Annotated in this window: 17 protein-coding genes, 1 rRNA gene and 1 riboswitch; all 18 genes read right to left on the bottom strand. The window is 41.4% G+C overall.

The window, feature by feature from the left end:
* Position 1 precedes the first annotated feature (1 nt).
* The 18 genes from cysS to rrf all read right to left on the bottom strand — a co-directional run bounded on the left by cysS (position 2) and on the right by rrf (position 20,423).
* Positions 2–1,393, bottom strand: coding sequence for a cysteine--tRNA ligase (cysS, locus tag BM390_RS10455; RefSeq protein WP_089854699.1), 1,392 nt, complete (start codon positions 1,391–1,393; stop codon positions 2–4).
* Positions 1,390–2,043: a serine O-acetyltransferase gene (gene cysE, locus BM390_RS10450; RefSeq protein WP_062321729.1), complete on the bottom strand. Its 654-nt coding sequence runs from the start codon at positions 2,041–2,043 to the stop codon at positions 1,390–1,392. Before cysE ends, cysS begins: the two co-directional genes overlap by 4 nt.
* A 297-nt stretch (positions 2,044–2,340) precedes the next feature.
* Entirely contained in the window at positions 2,341–3,813 is a 1,473-nt protein-coding gene (gltX, locus tag BM390_RS10445; RefSeq protein ID WP_089854740.1) for a glutamate--tRNA ligase, read from the bottom strand.
* Positions 3,814–3,974: 161 nt separating this feature from the next.
* Positions 3,975–5,078, bottom strand: a complete 1,104-nt coding sequence (locus tag BM390_RS10440) for a PIN/TRAM domain-containing protein (RefSeq protein WP_062321727.1) — start codon at positions 5,076–5,078, stop codon at positions 3,975–3,977.
* A 107-nt stretch (positions 5,079–5,185) separates the two neighbouring features.
* The gene (gene radA, locus BM390_RS10435; RefSeq protein ID WP_089854696.1) at positions 5,186–6,553 is read right to left on the bottom strand and encodes a DNA repair protein RadA; all 1,368 of its coding nucleotides are present in this window, start codon (positions 6,551–6,553) and stop codon (positions 5,186–5,188) included.
* A gap of 203 nt (positions 6,554–6,756) precedes the next feature.
* On the bottom strand, positions 6,757–8,391 hold the full coding sequence (locus tag BM390_RS10430) for an AMP-binding protein (protein ID WP_307725281.1): 1,635 nt from the start codon (positions 8,389–8,391) through the stop codon (positions 6,757–6,759).
* 28 nt (positions 8,392–8,419) lie between these two features.
* Positions 8,420–9,139, bottom strand: coding sequence for an ABC transporter ATP-binding protein (locus tag BM390_RS10425; protein WP_089854693.1), 720 nt, complete (start codon positions 9,137–9,139; stop codon positions 8,420–8,422).
* Positions 9,136–9,972: an ABC transporter permease gene (locus BM390_RS10420; RefSeq protein ID WP_062321724.1), complete on the bottom strand. Its 837-nt coding sequence runs from the start codon at positions 9,970–9,972 to the stop codon at positions 9,136–9,138. Before BM390_RS10420 ends, BM390_RS10425 begins: the two co-directional genes overlap by 4 nt.
* Before the next feature lie 12 nt (positions 9,973–9,984).
* Entirely contained in the window at positions 9,985–10,959 is a 975-nt protein-coding gene (locus tag BM390_RS10415) for an aliphatic sulfonate ABC transporter substrate-binding protein (RefSeq protein ID WP_062321721.1), read from the bottom strand.
* A 70-nt stretch (positions 10,960–11,029) separates the two neighbouring features.
* The gene (locus BM390_RS10410; RefSeq protein WP_062321719.1) at positions 11,030–12,808 is read right to left on the bottom strand and encodes a PLP-dependent aspartate aminotransferase family protein; all 1,779 of its coding nucleotides are present in this window, start codon (positions 12,806–12,808) and stop codon (positions 11,030–11,032) included.
* Positions 12,809–12,930: 122 nt separating this feature from the next.
* Positions 12,931–13,037: riboswitch (SAM riboswitch) on the bottom strand.
* A 135-nt stretch (positions 13,038–13,172) separates the two neighbouring features.
* Positions 13,173–15,605, bottom strand: coding sequence for an ATP-dependent Clp protease ATP-binding subunit (locus tag BM390_RS10405; RefSeq protein WP_062321718.1), 2,433 nt, complete (start codon positions 15,603–15,605; stop codon positions 13,173–13,175).
* 14 nt (positions 15,606–15,619) lie between these two features.
* On the bottom strand, positions 15,620–16,690 hold the full coding sequence (mcsB, locus tag BM390_RS10400) for a protein-arginine kinase McsB (RefSeq protein ID WP_089854690.1): 1,071 nt from the start codon (positions 16,688–16,690) through the stop codon (positions 15,620–15,622).
* Between the two features lies 1 nt (position 16,691).
* The gene (locus BM390_RS10395) at positions 16,692–17,225 is read right to left on the bottom strand and encodes a UvrB/UvrC motif-containing protein (RefSeq protein ID WP_062321717.1); all 534 of its coding nucleotides are present in this window, start codon (positions 17,223–17,225) and stop codon (positions 16,692–16,694) included.
* Between the two features lie 17 nt (positions 17,226–17,242).
* Positions 17,243–17,713: a CtsR family transcriptional regulator gene (locus BM390_RS10390; RefSeq protein ID WP_062321715.1), complete on the bottom strand. Its 471-nt coding sequence runs from the start codon at positions 17,711–17,713 to the stop codon at positions 17,243–17,245.
* An 80-nt stretch (positions 17,714–17,793) separates the two neighbouring features.
* Entirely contained in the window at positions 17,794–18,483 is a 690-nt protein-coding gene (locus tag BM390_RS10385; RefSeq protein WP_062321713.1) for an MgtC/SapB family protein, read from the bottom strand.
* A gap of 137 nt (positions 18,484–18,620) precedes the next feature.
* Entirely contained in the window at positions 18,621–19,472 is an 852-nt protein-coding gene (locus BM390_RS10380; protein ID WP_062321711.1) for a DegV family protein, read from the bottom strand.
* 150 nt (positions 19,473–19,622) lie between these two features.
* On the bottom strand, positions 19,623–20,195 hold the full coding sequence (locus BM390_RS10375) for a hypothetical protein (RefSeq protein ID WP_062321709.1): 573 nt from the start codon (positions 20,193–20,195) through the stop codon (positions 19,623–19,625).
* A 113-nt stretch (positions 20,196–20,308) separates the two neighbouring features.
* Positions 20,309–20,423 (bottom strand): 5S ribosomal RNA (gene rrf / locus BM390_RS10370).
* Positions 20,424–20,429 lie beyond the last annotated feature (6 nt).

Below are 20,429 nucleotides of genomic sequence, written 5' to 3'. Positions count from 1 at the left end.
CTTAACCCCGACGCCAACGTGTGCCATTGGCCGTATCTTCTAAAATGATATTTTCTGCTTTTAATTGATCACGAATCTCATCAGCCCGGTTGAAATCCCGGTTTTTACGTGCTTCTTCCCGCTCAACTAACAATTGGTCAATCTCTTCATCAAGCAGTTCTTCCTCCGCTTCTATCTCTAACCCTAGTACGTCAAAGAAACGTTTCAGCATGTCAGCATAAGCTTCTAAATCAGCCGAAAGAACCACTTGTTTTGCTAAATACGTATTGATCACTTTAACCGCATCAAAAATAACTGCGATGGCGTTAGCCGTATTAAAGTCATCATCCATAGCCGCTTCAAACTTGCGCGTTAAATCGTCAATCTCTTTGGCAACAGATACTTTTCCACTTATTCCTGTGTCTGATCGCTCTATTAAACTTTTGACCGTATTTTCAATGCGCTTGAGCCCTTGTTCTGATTGCTTAATGAGCTCATGACTAAAATTAATTGGGCTGCGGTAATGCACACTCAGCATAAAGAAACGTAACAACACACCCGAATACTGATCAATCAACTCGCGCGCTAACACGACATTGCCAATTGATTTCGACATTTTCTCGTTATCAATATTAATATACCCGTTATGCATCCAGTAATGGCTAAATGGATGACCATTACATGCTTCTGATTGGGCGATTTCATTCTCATGGTGCGGAAACGTTAAGTCTTGTCCACCCGCATGAATATCAATGGTCTCTCCTAAGTGCTCTTTTGCCATCGCTGAACATTCAATATGCCAACCTGGACGCCCATGTCCAAATGGGCTTTCCCAGTAAGCTTCGTCCGGCTTTGCCTTCTTCCATAGCGCAAAGTCAATCGGATCTTCTTTTCGCTCGTCTACTTCCACACGCGCACCGCTCTGTAAATCATCTAGCGACTGATGGCTAAGCTTTCCATATGCTTCAAACTTACGCGCTCTAAAATACACATCACCTTCAGATTCATAAGCAAATCCTTTATCAATCAGCGTCTGAATAAAAGTAATAATCTCATCCATTGACTCCGTCACACGTGGATACACCGTCGCTTCTCTCACCCCTAAACGAGTCACATCTTCTTGGTAGGCGGCGATGTATCGATCACTTAATTGTTTTAAATCCATGCCTTCTTCTTTTGCGGCACGAATGATTTTATCGTCGACATCGGTAAAGTTTAAAACGTAGGTCACCCGATACCCGCGGTACTCTAAATAACGTCTTACTGTATCAAATACAATCGCGGGTCTTGCGTTACCAATATGAATATAGTTATACACTGTTGGTCCACAGACGTACATGCTTACTTTATCTGTTTCAATCGAGTTAAATATTTCTTTTTGACGCGTGAGTGTATTATATAATCGCAGTGTCATGGCTTCTTCTTCTCCTTTAACTCCTGTAGTTCTTGTTTTAACTGACGGACTTCATCTTTTAATTCCTCTAAGCAATCATCTACTGGGTCAGGCAATTTATTATGCTGCAAGTCGCGTTTGATTTTCTTACCATTTTGCATCACGACATGTCCCGGGATACCAACAACGGTTGAATAATCTGGCACATCTTTTAATACAACCGAGCCAGCCCCAATTTTAGACTCTTCACCAATCGTAATTGCCCCAAGCACTTTCGCACCAGATGCTACTAATACATGGTTCTTTAACGTCGGATGGCGTTTACCTTTTTCTTTGCCCGTTCCACCTAATGTGACGCCTTGATAGATCGTGACATTGTCACCAATCTCACACGTCTCACCAATCACAACACCCATCCCATGGTCAATAAAGAAACGACGACCAATTTTAGCACCTGGATGAATTTCTACCCCGGTAAAAAACCGACTAATTTGTGAGATGACACGCGCAATAAAGAAAAACTTCTTCCGGTAAAAAATATGGGCAAGTCGATGTGACCAAACTGCGTGTAGGCCGGCATACGTTAAAATCACTTCTACATAAGACCGGGCGGCTGGATCTTGATCAAAAATCACATCCACATCTTCTTTTAATTGTTTGAAAAAACGCATCAATCCATCACCTCTATTTCTGCTTTAACGTAATACAAAAAACGTCTCTGTGACAAATAGGCACAGAGACGCTCCTTTAGCGTGGTTCCACTCTGTTTAGGTTTTAAACCCCAAACTCATTCGTTGATAACGGTCAATCTGACCGCTCTAGCCTACTCCAATGTTCAACTAAAGACTCCGAGGGGCAACGTCAAGCAATAGCAACCCGTCACTTCCAGCCTTGGTGACGTTCTCTAGTCGTTACTTTCTTTGCTTTTCGATTCCTCATCTACGCGATTTATTTATTCTTTTGATAGTCTATTCTTCTACATCTTGATGTAGTACTTGACGTAAACGTGTGGATACAACATCTAGCCCTAATAAGGCAATCGCTTGTGGTAGTTCAGGTCCATGCATCTGACCTGTTGTCGCGACACGGATTGGCATAAAGAGGCCTTTTCCTTTTACACCGGTTGCTTTTTGTGTATGTTTGATTGCTTTTTTAATTTCCGCTGCTTCAAACGACTCTAAAGCAACAAGTTCGGTTAAGAAATGACTAAGGACGATTGAAACATCCTCACCCGAAAGAATCTCTTCTTCTTTTTCACCGTGACTGATTTCTTCTTGGAAGAACAGTTCAGTTAGTTCGACAATTTCTTGACCGTAGCTTAACTGATCTTTATACAGTAAAATAACTGCCTCCGCCCAGCTTCTTTCATCCGCTGTCATATCTTCTGTTAATTTACCTGCGGCAATAAGATGTGGCATCGCAAGGTCGATAACCTCTTGTTCTGATAGTTGCTTAATATATTGATTGTTCATCCATTTTAATTTAACCGGATCAAAAATGGCCGGTGATGTTGATAAGCGTTTCGCATCAAACATCTCAATAAATTGTGCTTGAGTGAAGATTTCTTCTTCACCTACTGGCGACCAACCGAGTAAGGCGATAAAATTAAACATCGCTTCTGGCAAGTAGCCTAAGTTTTTATACTGTTCGATGAACTGTAAAATATGTTGATCACGTTTAGATAACTTTTTACGGTCTTCATTTAGAATCAAGGTCATATGACCGTAACGCGGTGCTTCCCAACCAAACGCATCAAAAACCATCATCTGTTTCGGTGTATTAGAAATATGTTCTTCGCCGCGTAGGACGTGAGAAATGGCCATTAAGTGATCATCGATTACGACCGCAAAGTTATACGTTGGTACGCCATCTTTTTTCACGATAACCCAATCACCAAAGTCACTTGATTGGAAGGTAATATCTCCACGTACCATGTCATCAAAGGTATAGGTTGTCTCTTCTGGCACACGGAAGCGAATACTATATGAACGACCTTCCGCTTCAAACGCTTTGATTTGATCATCCGTTAAATCTCGGTGCGCACCTGAATACTTCGGCACTTCTCCGTTGGCGCGTTGTGCTTCTCGTTCTTTTTCTAATTCTTCTTCTGTCATATAACATTTATATGCAAGACCACGGTCAAGTAAGTCCTCTACATATTTATTATAAAGATCTAACCGTTCCATTTGACGATAAGGACCGTATTCGCCGCCGATATCTGCCCCTTCATCCCACGTAAGACCTAACCATTTTAAATAATTTAACTGACTTTCTTCTCCGCCCTCTACATTACGCTTTTGGTCAGTATCTTCCGTACGGATAATGAATTTCCCGCCTTGGTTTTTCGTAAATAAGTAATTAAATAGTGCCGTTCTTGCATTTCCAATGTGTAAGTGCCCCGTTGGACTTGGAGCATAACGTACACGCACGTCGTTTGTCATTTTTGTATGTTCCCCTTTCATCGTTTCCACATATCTTTATTTATTTTATCACTTTTTCTCGTGCTTTGCCTTAAATATGCGCGATTTCTCTTATTTAAGGTCACAAAGAAAAAGTGATAACGATCGTTATCACTTCACTCTTCTTTATTGTTATACCTTTTTTATTGAACTTTTTCAAGTGCTTTTGGCTTCGCGAAAATCATACGCCCTGCCGATGTTTGTAAGACACTTGTAATTAAAACGTCAATCGTTTGATGGATATAATTGCGTCCTTCTTCTACGACAATCATCGTGCCGTCATCTAAGTACGCTACCCCTTGATTTTGTTCTTTTCCGTCTTTAATCACTTGAACGACGAGCTCTTCACCCGGTAACACCACTGGTTTCACCGCATTAGCTAAGTCGTTAATATTTAAAACAGGCACATTTTGAAACTCACACACTTTATTTAAGTTAAAGTCGTTCGTGACGACAATCCCGTCCATCACTTTTGCGAGTTTCACCAGTTTACTATCGACTTCTTGAATCTCTTCAAAGTCACCGTCATACATCTCAACATCAACATCAATCTCTTTTTGTAGACGATTTAAAACGTCTAATCCACGACGCCCGCGATTACGTTTTAGAGCATCAGATGAATCTGCGATATGTTGTAATTCCTCTAACACAAACATCGGAATAATAAGCGTACCTTCTAAAAAGGCTGTCTGACAAATATCCGCAATCCGTCCGTCAATAATCACTGACGTATCGAGTAATTTTGGTTTCACGCTTGGTTTTTTGTTTTCTTCGTCTTTATTATCAGTTTTTTGGTCTTTATCTTTTCTCTGGATTAGGAATAAAAATTCATCCCGGCGTCTAAAGCCGACTTGGAAGCCTAAATATCCGAGTAAGGCCGTCACGAATAACGGACCCACTTGAGATATCACGAGAACATCAAAGTCTTGAATTGGCTGGGAAATAAAATACGCAATGACTAGTCCGAAAATTAATCCAAAACCTCCGAAAAACAAATTGGTTAACGGTGCTTTCATCAGCACCTCCTCAAACCATTGAATAAACTCTACGATGTGGTCAACAAACCAAAAAGATAATAAATATAAAATAAGTGCACCTAAGACGAGACCTACATACGGAGCAATATACATCCGGTCAATAAAACTACCATCTAATAACTCAACAGCATTGACAAACGCCGGAAAGTATAAAAACCCAATCGTTCCCCCAGTGACCAGTATAAACAATTGCACAAATCTTTTTAGCACCACATTCACCCCCTTATACATAATTGTCTGACACATGCAGTCTGGTCAGCTTTTCAATATTTTAATCATCAAGATGAGAAAAATCATACTGATTCATTTTAAAATCATCACTCGTTTAATGTTGCTTTTAACGCTTGTTGGATTGACTCAACACCGATCACTTCAATATCACCTTTTACTACTAAGTCATCGACATTTCGTTTTGGAATGATCGCCCGCTTAAACCCAAGTTTAGCGGCTTCTTGGACGCGTTGTTCCATCCGTGATACCCGGCGGATTTCTCCCGTTAAACCAACCTCTCCAATGAGCACATCATGTGCGCGGCATGGCTTATTCTTAAAACTCGAGGCAATGCTAATAGCAACAGCTAAGTCAATCGCGGGCTCATCTAGTTTCACACCACCCGCTACTTTAACATACGCATCTTGATTTTGCATCATCAGACCGACACGTTTTTCTAGCACCGCCATCAATAACGGTACCCGGTTATGGTCAATCCCGGTTGCCATACGGCGCGGATTACCAAAACTTGTCGGTGAAATCAGCGACTGAATTTCAACAAGGACCGGACGCGTTCCTTCCATTGACGCGACAACACAAGAGCCCGCAACGCCTTCTGAACGTTCTTCTAAAAAGATTTCAGACGGATTCATGACTTCTTTTAATCCTTCTTCTTTCATTTCAAAAATACCCATCTCATTCGTACTACCAAAACGATTTTTCACCCCGCGTAAAATACGGAAACTGTGGTGACGCTCGCCTTCGAAGTATAAAACAACATCGACCATATGCTCAAGCATTCTGGGACCAGCAATGGCCCCTTCTTTTGTTACGTGGCCGACAATAAAAATCGGGACGTGTTTCGTTTTAGCAATGCGCATCAGTTCACTCGTGCATTCTCTTACTTGTGAGACACTGCCGGGTGCACTGGTGACTTCATCTTTAAAAATCGTTTGTATCGAATCAATGACGATAAAGTCCGGTGACAGTTGTTCAATTTGCGCCTTAATTAAATTCAAGTTCGTCTCGGATAACACATACAGCTCATCACTCATTGCCCCGAGGCGATCGGCCCTTAGTTTTGTTTGACGCGTCGATTCCTCACCTGAAATATATAACACGGTAACTTTTTTATCTGCGAGTTGTTGCGAGATTTGTAGCAGCAGGGTCGATTTTCCAATACCTGGATCTCCGCCAATTAAGACGAGTGATCCCGGCACAACACCGCCACCTAATACGCGGTTAAACTCTGGCATTTGAGTTAATATTCTTGCCTCATCTTTCGTTTCGATCGAGGTGATTTTTTCTGGTTTTTGACTAGTATTTGAACCAATCCCAGTATGTTTCGGTGATGATGTGACCACCATTTCCTCTACTAATGTATTCCATTGTTGGCAACTTGGACATTTCCCCATCCATTTTGCACTTTCATATCCACATTCTTGACAGACAAATCGTGTTTTTGACTTTGCCATACACTCACCTCTTATTTGTTATTATACATGAAATCCCGCCCGCCATGGTTACAAACCGATAAATTAATTGTGTAAAAAAGATGGAATTTTCCCTGATTATTTTTAGGGATGCGATAATTAAAAAACTGTAACATAGCTCCATATGTATAAAAAGACCGTAAACAAACAAAAAAGACACCTATTTTAAGGTGCCTGTCACATCATTATTGCTTAACGAGGTTTTCACGCCTTCTTAATTCTCTACGTAAGATCTTTCCGCTAATTTGTGTTTTCGGTAAGTCATCGAGCACATCGATTTCTTTTGGCGCACTATGGAATGAGAGCTGATGCTTTACGAACGTTTTAATCTCCTCAATCAATCCCTCCGTCTCGGTGAAGTGATCGTTTAATGTAATAAAGGCTTTCACAATCTCACCGCTAAGCTTATCTGGTTTTCCAATCACCCCCGCTTCTTTGACTGCCGGATGTTTGACTAGGGCGCTTTCTACTTCAAATGGACCAATTCTCTCGCCACGAGCATTGATCATATCATCGACTCGACCGGAAAAGAAAATATAGCTGTCTTCATCTTGGTAACATAAATCACCCGATAAATAATAGCCTGATAGATTAAAATATTGATTGAACTTAGCGTTATTTTGCCAAATTGCGTGCATCAGTCCTGGCCATGGGGCTTTTACCGCCAATTGACCGACAGTCCCGCGAGGGACTTCTTTGCCGTCATCATCCAGGATTTTAACGATAATTCCTGGGAAAGCCCGTCCCATTGAACCAGGTTTAATCACTTCAGATGGGAAGTTAACAACAATATGTCCGCCCGTTTCTGTCATCCACCACGTATCATGAATTCGCACATCAAAGACGTCTTTAGCCCACGTGATAACTTCTGGATTAAGTGGTTCACCGACGCTTAACACATGTCTTAATGAATCCAGTTGAAATGATTGATAGACATCACCAGCCGACTTTAATAACCGAAAAGCCGTTGGGGCACTATATAAGACCGTTACCTTTAACCGTTCAATCACATGGTACCATGCCTTCGCATCGAATCGGCCAGCTTGCACAACAATCGTTGCGGCATTCAACCACGGCGCAAATAAGCCGTAGACACTCCCTGTTACCCAACCAGGATGTGACGTACACCAATAGATGTCATCTGGTTTTAAGTCAAGTACCCAATGACCTGATAACTGGTGATGAAGGTAAGCTCGGTGAGCATGAATCACTCCTTTTGGTTGTCCTGTTGACCCGCTTGTATAATGCATGAGAAACGGAGTATCTGGTGCTGCCCAGTAGACATATTCATCTTCTACCGTTAAGTCAATAAGGTCTTCTTCATATAAGACGTCCGTCACTGACGGAACAGCCCGAAGATCTATCCGTGACATAAAGGCGTTTGTCGTTATTAAGACACTACCTCTACTATCATTGATGCGCTCATGCAAGGCATCGGTCATAAACCCTTCAAAGAGAGGGACCGCAATGGCACCGATTTTAATGGCCGCAAGCATCGCAAAATAGTTGGTTGGATTTTTCGGTAAGAAGATATACACCCTTTCTCCTACTTTCACCTTACGCTGCCTTAAAACGTGCACAAGCTGGTCTACCCGCTGCTTAACTTCACGAAAGGTGTAGGACACCACTTCTTCTCCATCCACGTAGTGAAGGGCTATTTTATCCCCTATGCCGCTTCTGACATGTTGGTCCACACAAAGATCAGCCACATTTATCTTTTCTATTTTATGTGCTTCTTGATAATCAGAAAAATCAAATGAGTGATACGTCTTCTCGTAATCAGTTAAGTTATAGTTTCCTGGTTGCGCTAATAAAACCATTGTCATCCCCCCATTGTGTCATTGATTACTACACGTGTAATATTGTTAAGATCTCTTTTTTCACTTGTTGCAAATCTTGACTTGTCCGCGTCCGTTGACGCGGGCTATTTATATCAATGATGTCTTTAATCATTCCCGGTTGACTAGATAAAACGACAATACGATCCGCAAGGTAAAGGGCTTCATCGATGTCATGCGTCACCATCACCATCGTCGTATTATATTTGGCCTGTATTTTCAGTAATAAGTCTTGTAGCTCGAGCTTCGTAAAGTGATCGAGGGCACTAAATGGCTCATCTAACAGTAACACCTCCGGGTCGCAAACAAGTGAACGCGCAATCGCGGCCCGTTGGCTCATTCCCCCTGAGAGCGCTTTTGGATAGAGCTTTTCTTTACCCGTAAGACCGACATACTCAATAAAGCGATTGACCCGGTTGAGTGTCTCTTGTTCATGGTCTTTTAATCCAAAGCGAATATTTTCTAATACAGTTAGCCACGGTAAGAGCCGTGACTCTTGAAAAATAATGCCAATCTCTTCCCTCACGCCCGTGAGCGGGGTAGCGTTATAAGAAACGGTGCCTTCATAATCTAAATCGAGACCGGATAACGTTCTTAATAACGTACTTTTACCACAGCCACCTTTTCCGAGTAAGCAGACAAATTCACCGTTTTGAACCTTAAGATCAATATCTTTAATGGCCGTCATACCATTAAATGTACGGGTGAGGCGATCAACGGTTAAGCTCATTTACTTCTCCCCCTTATTTCTGTGTCTTGCCAGTGAAGCAACCTTTGTTCTACAAGCTTTAGGCCGCCATCGGTTACTTTACCGATGATTGCAAATAAAATAATGCTGACTAGAATCGTATCGGGTTGTAGGGTGTTTTGTCCTAAGACAAGCAAGTAGCCTAATCCTTCACTTGCCCCCATCAGTTCTGCCGCAACGACAAACATAAAGCCAAGACCGAGACCGGTTCTGATGCCAGTAAAGAAGGACGGTAAGACGGCAGGTAAAATAATCTTCGTGATTTGACTACGCTTTGATAAGCCAAACACTTTACCGACTTCAAGCCATTTTCTATCGACGGTGACAATACCGGCGAGTAAATTTAAATACACTGGGAAAAAGACCCCAACCGCAATCATCGTCACTTTTGACGTTTCCCCAATCCCCATCCATAGAATAAATAGCGGTACCCAAGCGAGCGAAGGAATCTGTCTGAGCGCTTGGATAGTTGGATCAATGAACTTTTCAAGTAATGGCCAGAAACCAACAAGGACACTTAAGATAACGGCCGCTCCGGTCCCAAATACAAATCCGATTGTGACACGTGTGAACGTCGCTACGATATGTGGTAAGAGTTCACCACTTTGATACAATGCGATGCCTTTAAATAGAACAGCACTCGGTGCGGGAAGTTGGTAACTTTCAAAGACTCCGATTTGACTGAGCACTTCCCATATTAAGATGATGATCACTGGAAACACACTGCTAATCATCAGTCGTTTAATGAGGGGTGTTACACCGATTTTGTTTAGTTGAATAGTCGGATATATAGATTGATTCACCTCTTTTGCCATAAATTCTCCTCCCTAGTTGATAACGTCTTCTGCGATACTTGGATGAATTAAGCTGTGAACGACTTCCTCTAAGTCATGTTCTTCATCAATGACTTCGCCTGCCTGCAAGACTTTACCCGCTTCAATAATATGTGCGATATGCGTATCACTAGGTACGGGCTCAGAAAAGTCATTCCGTTCAAGTTGACGGGCGGCAACTTCTTTTGAGATATCAGCTTTCTCACTTATCAGTTCAATCGCTTCTGCTTCATTTTCGATAATCCATGTTCTTGCTTTTTCATATAGGCCAATCACTTCCGCTACATAATCTGGATACGCTTCTAAGAAGTCACTGCGCACATTAAGGAAGCCATACGTATTAAAGTCCGGTTCTCTAAAGAACAATTCCGCTTGTTGGTCGAGTTCTAACTTGGCCATATGCGGATCAAGTCCAGCCCATGCATCGACTTGGTTTTGTGATAAACTTACTGCCCCGTCCCCGTGTTGGAGGTTGACAAGCTCAATATCACTTGCGGTTAACCCGTATTCATCGAGGGCGCGTAGTAAGAAAATATACGGGTCTGTTCCAATCGTTGCGGCGACTTTCTTTCCTTTTAAATCTTCGACTGACTGGATCTCACTGTCTTTATTCGTAACAAGAGCGGTCCACTCTGGTTTTGAGTAAATATATACTGTTTCTATGGGTGACCCATTTGTTTTTGAAATAAGAGCGGCAGCACCAGCGGTTGAACCAAAGTCCACACTGTTAGAATTTAAAAACTCTAATGCCTTATTACTGCCTTGACTGAAGGCCCATTCCACTTCAATGCCTTCTTCCTCAAACAACTCTTCCGCCCAACCAAATTCATGTAAGACTAAACTCGTCGGTGAATAGTGCGCATAATCTAAACGGATTTTTTCTGGTGTTCCTTCACCTGCTTCTGACTGATTACATCCAACCAGTGTCAGTGTTAATAAGATAAGTCCAACAACAATAATTTTTTTCATTACCTATCGTCCCCTTTATTTGGTTAATTTTGATTATTTCTGTTCTTTTAGTCTATACGCTAGCTTGACGTCAAATTTCACATTGGTAAGTCACAACCGAACCTCGAAGGCGCTGGGCTTCTTTAAAAGTACAACGGTTATGAACAACCTCTAACCCGGCTTGTTTAGCGATGTGACACGCCTCGTCATTCACAACACCTTCTTGGAGCCAAAACACTTTCGGTTTTACTTGGATAGCTTCTTTCGCAATACCAACGGCCGCTTCTGGCGCGCGGAAGACTTGAACAATATCTATCGCTTCTGGCACACTTTGAAGATCCGGATAGGATATTTCACCTAAAATCGCCGTTTCTCGTGGATTGACCGGGATGATTTTATAGCCGAGTCGCTGCATTTTCTCCGCTAAACGATAACTCGGTCGCTCCTTTTTACCGCTTAAGCCTACAACCGCAATCGTTTTAGGCTTTACTTCTCCTTTCTCTGTCTTATGACTCGATGATAATGACCACTGGATGACCGCTTCATCATTAATTTTAATCGATCGCGGTCCATCTAATTCAATCCCGGTGGCAATTGTTAGAGCACGGTCTAAATCATGAATTAAGTCATCAATATGTTCGAGACCGACTGAGAGACGAATCAAGTCGTCTGTGACCCCGGTTTGTTTCAGTTCTTCTGTTGATAACTGTTGGTGCGTCGTGGAAGCAGGATGAATAATCAGTGATTTCGCATCGCCAACATTAGCAACATGTGACCATAAACTCACCGCTTCAATGACCGCTTTCCCTTCCTCTCGTCCGCCTTTAATGCCAAAGGTAATAATGGAGCCAAAACCATTATTCAGACGTTTTCTCGCTGCCACGTGAGATGGATGAGACGGGAGACCCGGGTAATTCACCCAATCAATCGCGGGATGTTTGTCTAAATAAGTGGCTAACTTTAATGCGTTCTGATTGTGGCGCTCCACTCGGAGGTGTAACGTTTCTAATCCTTGCAGTAAGCGAAAAGCCGAATCAGGACTTAAACACGCACCGAAGTCTCTTAAGAGTTGTACCCTTAATTTAACCGAGAAGGCAAGTCCACCAAACTCATTCGCATACCGAATATTGTTGTAACTTGGGTCAGGCTCGGTGAAGCCTTTAAATTTGTCCTGTTGCCACTTAAAGCGTCCCCCATCAACGACAATGCCACCCACCGTTGTTCCATGTCCACCAATCCACTTCGTCGCTGAGTGAATCACGATATCGGCGCCCTTTTCAATTGGCTTAATTAAGTAAGGTGTCGCAAAGGTGTTATCAATAATTAAAGGGATTTGATAGCGATGAGCAATCTCACTGACACCTTCTACATCAAAGACATCTAAACTTGGATTGCCAATAATCTCACCGAAAATCGCTTTGGTCTGGTCATTAATCGCTGCTTCAAATCCCACTAAATCATTTGGTTCAACAAAACGCACCGTAATTCCATAACGTTTTAACGTTGTTTTAAATAAATTGTATGTCCCACCATACAGATTAATTGCTGCGACAATCTCATCACCTGATTCACACAAATTAAGAATTGTTAAGGTAATGGCCGCCATACCAGATGACGTCGCCACAGCGGCAACACCACCTTCTAGTAAGGCGACTCTTTTTTCAAAAGCATCGACCGTTGGGTTGCCAATGCGGGAGTAAATATGACCGGTTTCTTCTAAGCTAAACAGTCTTTCGGCATGGGTTGTGTCTTGAAAAACAAAAGATGTGGATTGATAAATGGGGATCGCCCGCGCGCCAGTCGTTGGATCAGGCGCTGTCCCTCCGTGTAAAGATAGTGTGTCAAGTTGATACGTATCTTGATTTGTCATCTGTCATTCTCCTCTTCGCATATTTTTTAAATGAAGACAAAAAATTGTTATACCTAAGGGCTAAAACAATAAAAAAATGCCCTTTAAGCAGCTTGGATGCTTAAAGGACACGTCCTTAATAGAACTCATCATCCAAAGCAGTTACTGCTTTGCTGGTAGGGGCACCTTAGCATAAGCCAGGTTGCCGTGAAGTCGTAGAGCCAGATCTCTCGTTCACTCTTGATAATTGTTTATAAAATTTTGAATAAACTGATTATAACACAAAACACCAACGTGTCTAGTCTGTTTTAAAAGTTTTTTTGTTGAGTAATTAAAAAAAGAGCTCAATCACTTGTTTTAACAAATGATTGAGCTTAACACTTCCTTAACTGTTTAAAATAATGAACTTACCTTTACTGTTGAGACCAATCCGGGTTGTTTCACCTTTTTTAATCTCTTCCCGAAGTAAAGCTTCTGAAAGCAGATCTTCGATATTTTTTTGAATCGAACGACGAAGTGGTCTCGCGCCGTATTCTGGATCAAAACCTTCTTCTGCAATTTTTTCAATCGCCTTTTCAGACATCGTAAAGTCTAAGTCTTGTTCGTTTAGACGTTTTTTCAATTGATCCAACATTAATGTCACAATATCTTTCATATGTTTCTTCTCAAGTGAGTGGAAGACAATCGTTTCATCAATTCGGTTTAAGAACTCTGGACGGAACGCTTTCTTTAAAGCGTCGGTCACTTTTGATTTCATATCTTTATAATCACGCGTTTCATCTTCTAAGTTAAAACCAACAAATTTGTTTTGTTTTAACTCACTGGCACCAACATTAGATGTCATAATCAGCACCGTATTTCTAAAGTCAATCAGACGACCTTTAGAGTCAGTTAACCGTCCATCTTCTAATACTTGAAGTAGAATGTTAAAGACTTCTGGGTGCGCTTTTTCAATCTCATCCAATAACACGACCGAGTAAGGCTTACGACGAACTTTTTCTGTCAGTTGACCGCCCTCTTCATATCCGACATAACCTGGAGGTGAACCAACAAGACGTGACGTATTATGTTTTTCCATATACTCACTCATATCAATGCGAATCATCGCATCCTCATCACCAAACATCGCTTCAGCTAAGGCGCGTGCCAGTTCCGTTTTACCGACACCCGTTGGTCCAAGGAAAATAAATGAGCCAATTGGACGTTTCGGGTCTTTCAGTCCTGCACGTGCGCGACGAATCGCTTTTGATACGGCATCGACCGCTTCTTCTTGACCAATCACACGGCCGTGTAACGTTTGTTCTAAGCTTAAGAGACGGTCGCTTTCATCTTTTGTCAATGATTTGACTGGGACGCCTGTCCACGTTGAGACAACTGTCGCAATATCGTCTGTCACAACTTCTGAATCTACTTGCCCTTGTTTTTCTTTCCACTTACCTTTTGTTTCTTCTAATTCCTGACGCAGTTTTTGTTCCGCATCTCTAAATGAGGCCGCTTTTTCAAACTCTTGTGATTGGACTGCCGCATCTTTTTCTTTTTTAGCCTCTTCTAAACGTTGTTCCAACTCTTTTAAGTTAGGTGGTGCGGTATATGAGCGAAGTCTTACACGTGACCCAGCTTCATCAATCAAATCAATCGCTTTATCCGGCAAGAACCGGTCGGTAATATAACGGTTCGATAAGTTAACCGCCGCGTCAATCGCTTCATCCGTAATCGTCACACGGTGGTGCGCTTCATAACGATCGCGTAAACCTTTTAAGATTTGAATGGACTCTTCTACTGTCGGTTCATCGACTTGAATCGGTTGGAAACGCCGTTCTAAGGCAGCATCTTTTTCGATATGCTTACGATATTCATCTAATGTTGTGGCACCAATGCATTGGAGTTCACCCCTGGCAAGAGACGGTTTTAAGATATTTGAAGCATCAATCGCTCCTTCAGCACCACCAGCACCAACAAGTGTATGCAGCTCATCAATGAATAAGAGGACATTTCCTGCTTGACGGATTTCTTCCATGACTTTTTTCAAGCGATCTTCAAATTCCCCGCGGTATTTTGTACCCGCTACTACTGTTCCCATATCTAGTGTCATGACGCGTTTGTCACGTAACAACTCCGGAACATCATTGGAGACAATCTTCTGTGCTAAACCTTCTGCGATAGCGGTTTTACCGACACCCGGTTCCCCGATCAGCACCGGATTATTCTTAGTTCGACGGCTTAGTACTTGAATGACGCGCTCAATTTCTTTTTCGCGGCCAATAACCGGATCAATATGACCTTCTTTAGCGATCACCGTTAAGTCACGAGCTAAGGAATCTAATGTCGGTGTTTCAGCCGTATTATTTTGTGATTGACGGCCGTTGCCTTTACGATTTGATTCAGAAGCACCGAGTAATTGTAAGACTTGTTGACGAGCGCGGTTGAGACTCACATCTAGATTACGTAGTACACGTGAGGCGACACCTTCATCTTCTCTAATCAAACCAAGTAAGATATGTTCTGTCCCAACATAGCTGTGGCCAAGTTTACGGGCTTCATCCATTGATAACTCAATGACTTTCTTTGCACGCGGTGTATAGTGAATCGTTTGGGATTGTTTTTGTCCTGTACCGATTAAAATCTCAACCTCTTCTTGAATATCTTCAAACTTCAGACCAAGAGATGTTAAAGCTTTTGCCGCAATCCCGTCGCCTTCTTTAATGAGTCCGAGTAAAATATGTTCTGTTCCTATATTCGTATGTCCTAAGCGAATCGCTTCTTCTTGCGATAGCGCAAGGACTTTTTGGGCGCGTTCAGTAAATCGTCCAAACATCATCATTGTTTCCTCCTTTAGTGATCTTTCTCTAACGTTAACCGTTCACGAATCATTGTCGCCCGTTTCTGGTCACGTTCATATTGATTTAAGTGGCGTTTAGCATACTGTTGTAAAAAGGCTGGCTGGGTTAGAACCATCAGCTCACTTAAAATCGTTTTTGATATATCTGTTATATACCCTACATCTATACCCAATCTAACATCGGATATACATTTTGCGGCTTCTTTTGATTCAATCAATCGGCTATATTTAAGCGTACCATATGATCGGTAGATCCGATCTTCTAACTCGACACCCGATTGCTTCGTCAATACTTCTCTGACAGCACGCTCATGTTCAATCAGTTTTGCGATAACACTTGATAAGTTATCAATGATATCTTTTTCTGTGCGGCCAAGCGTGACTTGGTTCGACACTTGGTAAATGTTACCAATCGCTTCTGTTCCTTCTCCGTAAATGCCTCTGACAACAAGACCAAGCTGATTAATGGCTGGGATCATTTTCTGCAATTTATTCGTCATTGACAATGCTGGTAAGTGGACCATCACCGACGCACGCAGCCCTGTGCCTACATTGGTAGGGCATGTTGTTAAGTAGCCGTATGTCTCATGAAAAGCATAGCTTAACTTACTTTCAATCGCATCATCAACTAAAAAGGCTTCTGTTAATGCTTGTTCAAGTTGTAAGCCTGGGAAGTAGAGTTGAATTCTTAAATGATCCTCTTCATTTACCATAATCGATAATTGTTCATTCGTTGATAACAGGACCCCACTATGATTGATATGTTCAACGAGATAGGGACTGATTAAATGTTTTTCTACTAAGGCACGTGTATCTAAGGCACTTAAATCAGGCAATGACAAGAACTGCAAGTCTTCATAATGACTCATCGTTTCACCGACAAGCGCCTCCGTAACATGATGACTTACTTTCTTTAACGCTTCTGAAGAGGCTGTTAGTGGGAAAGGACTATCGCTTAAATTACGGGCTAAACGAATGCGTGTACTTAAGACAATATCATCAGCCGGCCCACCTTCTTGCATCCAAGGGCTAATCGCCCGGTCAATAAAGGATTGAAGTGACATCTCATTCAGCCTCCCCTACGTTGGGCTCGGTTTGTTCCAACGCTTTAATCATATCACGTAGTTCCGCCGCTTCTTCAAAACGTTCTTCCTCGATGAACGTTTTCATTTGTTCACGATACATTTTGATTTGTTGAAGTTTTGATACGTGAGCGTGTTGGTGTTTGGGTACTTTACCAACATGAGTGGTATTACCGTTATGTACCCGTTTTAACACGGGTTCAAGCTCCGCGCTAAATGTTTCATAACAATCTTTGCAACCAAACTTATAATGCTTCACAAATTGCGTATACGTCATTTGACACGTTGGGCACGTTTTTGTCTCCCGTGCGGATGTTTGTCTTTGACTATTACTTAGTGCTGAATTCATTTTGAATAAATCACTCAATAAATCATGAATCGGATAGTGATCGTTGGCTTCGATTAAACCGAGATCATGTGCGCATGTATGACACAAATGTTGTACGTGTTTTTTACCATGAGCGTACTGAGTAAAGTGCAAGGTTGCTGGACGCTCATGACAGTGTTCACATTCCATTTCGCATTCCTCCAAACTTAATACTCTTCGTGATATTTTAACGTCGTTAACATCGCACTGAGAATACGCGCACGTATATCATCACGATAAGGTAATTTAAACCGTAAGGTTTCACGATCGATTGCTGCCTTCATAATCTTAGCCTCACGTAAGGTAATATAATCAGCCTCAACTAAACGACTGAGAATAGCCTCACCGATAGATTGAGAGACACGGGGTTCAATTAAATCAATCAATTCATCCAACAAGACATTTTGATCATTCTCGACGGCTCGTTGAATTCTAATATAGCCACCACCCCCGCGTTTACTTTCAACGAGATAACCTCGTTCTTTTGTAAATCGAGTATTAATGACATAATTAATTTGAGAAGGAACACAAGAAAACTGATCAGCAATTTCACTACGCTTAATTTCTATATGATTATGCTTCGCTTCTTCAAGAATCATTTTTAAATGCGCTTCGATAATATCTGAGATGTTACGCATAATCCTCTTCCTTTCTTGACTTTGACTATCTTTGACTTTATCTATATTTTATAATGCCAACAAGAAAGATGCAACTGATATCATCCATGATACACTTCTCTTACGTCATCGAGTTTGGACAACACGACCACAAGTTCACTTTTCGTAATGGCTTTACTTAAAGTTACATCTGTTGTGACGATAGGATAGTCTGATTCATCCGTATTCACATTAATATTTTGAATCACGACCCCGTTTTGATTGTACTTTTTTAAGATGTCTTCAATAGCTTGCACAGAGTTCACTAAGATAGTCAGTTGTGCAGATTGACCGCGTTTAGTCACACGTTGTTCAAAGTTATTTAAAAAGATTAAACTTAAAAGAATAATGAGTGTCGTCATAATCGCAACACCGTACATCCCTATCCCCACAACAAGTCCGAGACCTGCGACAGCCCAAATGGAGGCGGCCGTCGTTAAGCCTTTAACTGTCATACCATTGACGATGATAGTTCCGGCACCTAAAAAGCCAATTCCGCTCACCACATATGAAGGAATCCGGGCAGGGTCAAAGTTGACTATGTCTTGATGCTCGGTAATATAATCGGTAAAACCGTATAAAGACATTAACATCAGTAGGGTGGAACTCACCCCAACTAAAATGTGGGTTCGAAAACCCGCTGAATGTTTATTGATTTCTCGTTCAAAACCTATCAGACCTGAAAGTACAAGGGCTAATACGAGTCGAATACTCATCGTTACAAAATGTTCTCCTAAAAGAATGTCAATCATCAGTTTCTCCTTACTTTTCGTTATTTTAAAAAATAGACCGCCGAATGGTGATCTATTCTTAATGTTTTATGAAGTTATTTCATGCGTCATTAACTCATGAAAGAAGTCGCCAGGGCCCAAGCTCATTCCTTAAGCGATTAATTCTCTTTCAACCATGAAATAGCCATCGTCCCATGGCCCGCATGAACACCCGCTACCGGTACAAGTGGCTCAACTTGAATCTTTAAATTTTCATACATATTTAGTAATTCTTGTTTCCATTCCTCTGCTCTTTCTTTAGCACCTGCATGCATAATACCTAGCTCTGTTAGCTCGCCAGAATTATAAGCTTGGTCAATCGCTTGGAATAGATAACGAACGGCTTTCTTTTTACTTCTTATTTTATCATCAATAATAATTTTACCCTTATCAAAGCGTAAAATAATATTGATGCTTAATAAGTTAGCAAACACCGACTGTGTGGTACTCACGCGTCCACTTTTTCGCATCTGTTCTAAGCTTTGTGGCAATAAATACATTTCTAAATGATCGGTGTAATGATGAATGGTCTTCACAATCTCATCCATGCTTTTACCTGTCTGAGCCATATGAATACCTTTACGTATCATTTGCCCAAGCGCAAATGAACCCACTTTAGAATCAATCACTTCCACATCTAAATCCACCATTTGAGAGGCACTCACAGAACTTTGATAGGTTCCTGTTAAGGCACTTGAGGCATGAATCGCAATCACTTTATCATACGTGTCTGCTTCCGCAAGCTGTTCATACAATGTCACAAACTCACCATATGCTGGTTGGCTTGTTTTAGCACCTTCTCCGTATTGTTTCAATAATTCATATATTTCTTCTTTACTAATTTCAATGTCTTCTCGATAAGAGATGTTATTGATATCAACAATCATCGGTAAGACATGAATGTGATGTTCTTCAATAAATGACTGAGGTAATCCACATGTACTATCTGTGACCCATGCAATCTTTTCCATACGTAATACTCCTTTGGTATAAGGCTAACGCCTCACTTTTTTCTGCTGATTCCTATACTATAGCATACTCTCTTACCTTCTCCAATATAAGCAAGAAGATTCTTTTTTGATTTACATATTACAATCTGTTATGACTCATGACTAGAATTTTCACTCAGCAACTCTATCACCTACATGAATCGATTCACTCGATAGTGTCACATAATGAACAGTCACGTCATTACTTTCCGTTACATAAGTCAGTTTAAGTTTTATCTTCTCTAACTGTTTGGTGATTTCATCGACATCTTCATCTGTCAACCTCTGTTTTAATGGGCGTTCAACTTGTACTTGAATCGTTTGATCATCACTTGGCGTTAATATAAAGTATTCACGCATCTCTTCTTCGATGTCAAAATGATTAGAGAACGGTAACTGTGGTTCACCCGTCACAAAATACTCGCGTAAATCGTCCGGTAATACGGCGGTGACTTGTACCTCTCTTACCATTTCTTCTGAGTTTAGCAAGGTTAATTCAAGCGAGAGTTGATATGTATCAGTCTCTATCTCCGTTTCGCTCACATCTAAATGAACGGTGAAGGGTAACTGAGCTATTGTTTCAAACTGTTCGAGTGGACGATTATTTAATTCGACGACAATATCTGCTGCTGTCAGCGCTGTTCGTTCTGAACATCCTGTCAAAATTAATAAAAAACCAATCAACATCATGATTTTCCATTTCATCTAATCCCTTCTCTCTTATTTGATTGTCCTGATTCCTTAATTTATAGCTATGTTTTTTATTATAACATAGAAAAACCCCCTTTTAAGGAACACCTTAAAAGGGGGTTTTAGTTGCTTAGCGACGTCCTACTCTCGCGGAGCTTAAGCCCAACTACCATCGGCGCTGAAGAGCTTAACTACTGTGTTCGGCATGGGAACAGGTGTGACCTCTTCGCTATTGTCACTAAACCATAG

Origin of the sequence: Halolactibacillus miurensis (assembly GCF_900116255.1) — a bacterium.
In the GTDB taxonomy this organism is placed as follows: Bacteria; Bacillota; Bacilli; order Bacillales; family Amphibacillaceae; genus Halolactibacillus; species Halolactibacillus miurensis.
This window is presented reverse-complemented; position numbering and strand designations above follow the sequence as displayed.

Coding starts and splice junctions, on each gene's coding strand:
- BM390_RS10425 (WP_089854693.1), bottom strand. CDS start 9,139: ATGAGCTTAACCGTTGATCGCCTCACCCGTACATTTAATGGTATGACG.
- BM390_RS10430 (WP_307725281.1), bottom strand. CDS start 8,391: ATGGTTTTATTAGCGCAACCAGGAAACTATAACTTAACTGATTACGAG.
- BM390_RS10420 (WP_062321724.1), bottom strand. CDS start 9,972: ATGGCAAAAGAGGTGAATCAATCTATATATCCGACTATTCAACTAAAC.
- cysE (WP_062321729.1), bottom strand. CDS start 2,043: ATGCGTTTTTTCAAACAATTAAAAGAAGATGTGGATGTGATTTTTGAT.
- mcsB (WP_089854690.1), bottom strand. CDS start 16,690: ATGTCACTTCAATCCTTTATTGACCGGGCGATTAGCCCTTGGATGCAA.
- BM390_RS10415 (WP_062321721.1), bottom strand. CDS start 10,959: ATGAAAAAAATTATTGTTGTTGGACTTATCTTATTAACACTGACACTG.
- BM390_RS10380 (WP_062321711.1), bottom strand. CDS start 19,472: ATGGAAAAGATTGCATGGGTCACAGATAGTACATGTGGATTACCTCAG.
- BM390_RS10405 (WP_062321718.1), bottom strand. CDS start 15,605: ATGATGTTTGGACGATTTACTGAACGCGCCCAAAAAGTCCTTGCGCTA.
- BM390_RS10390 (WP_062321715.1), bottom strand. CDS start 17,713: ATGCGTAACATCTCAGATATTATCGAAGCGCATTTAAAAATGATTCTT.
- BM390_RS10410 (WP_062321719.1), bottom strand. CDS start 12,808: ATGACAAATCAAGATACGTATCAACTTGACACACTATCTTTACACGGA.
- cysS (WP_089854699.1), bottom strand. CDS start 1,393: ATGACACTGCGATTATATAATACACTCACGCGTCAAAAAGAAATATTT.
- BM390_RS10395 (WP_062321717.1), bottom strand. CDS start 17,225: ATGGAATGTGAACACTGTCATGAGCGTCCAGCAACCTTGCACTTTACT.
- gltX (WP_089854740.1), bottom strand. CDS start 3,813: ATGACAAACGACGTGCGTGTACGTTATGCTCCAAGTCCAACGGGGCAC.
- BM390_RS10375 (WP_062321709.1), bottom strand. CDS start 20,195: ATGAAATGGAAAATCATGATGTTGATTGGTTTTTTATTAATTTTGACA.
- BM390_RS10385 (WP_062321713.1), bottom strand. CDS start 18,483: ATGATTGACATTCTTTTAGGAGAACATTTTGTAACGATGAGTATTCGA.
- radA (WP_089854696.1), bottom strand. CDS start 6,553: ATGGCAAAGTCAAAAACACGATTTGTCTGTCAAGAATGTGGATATGAA.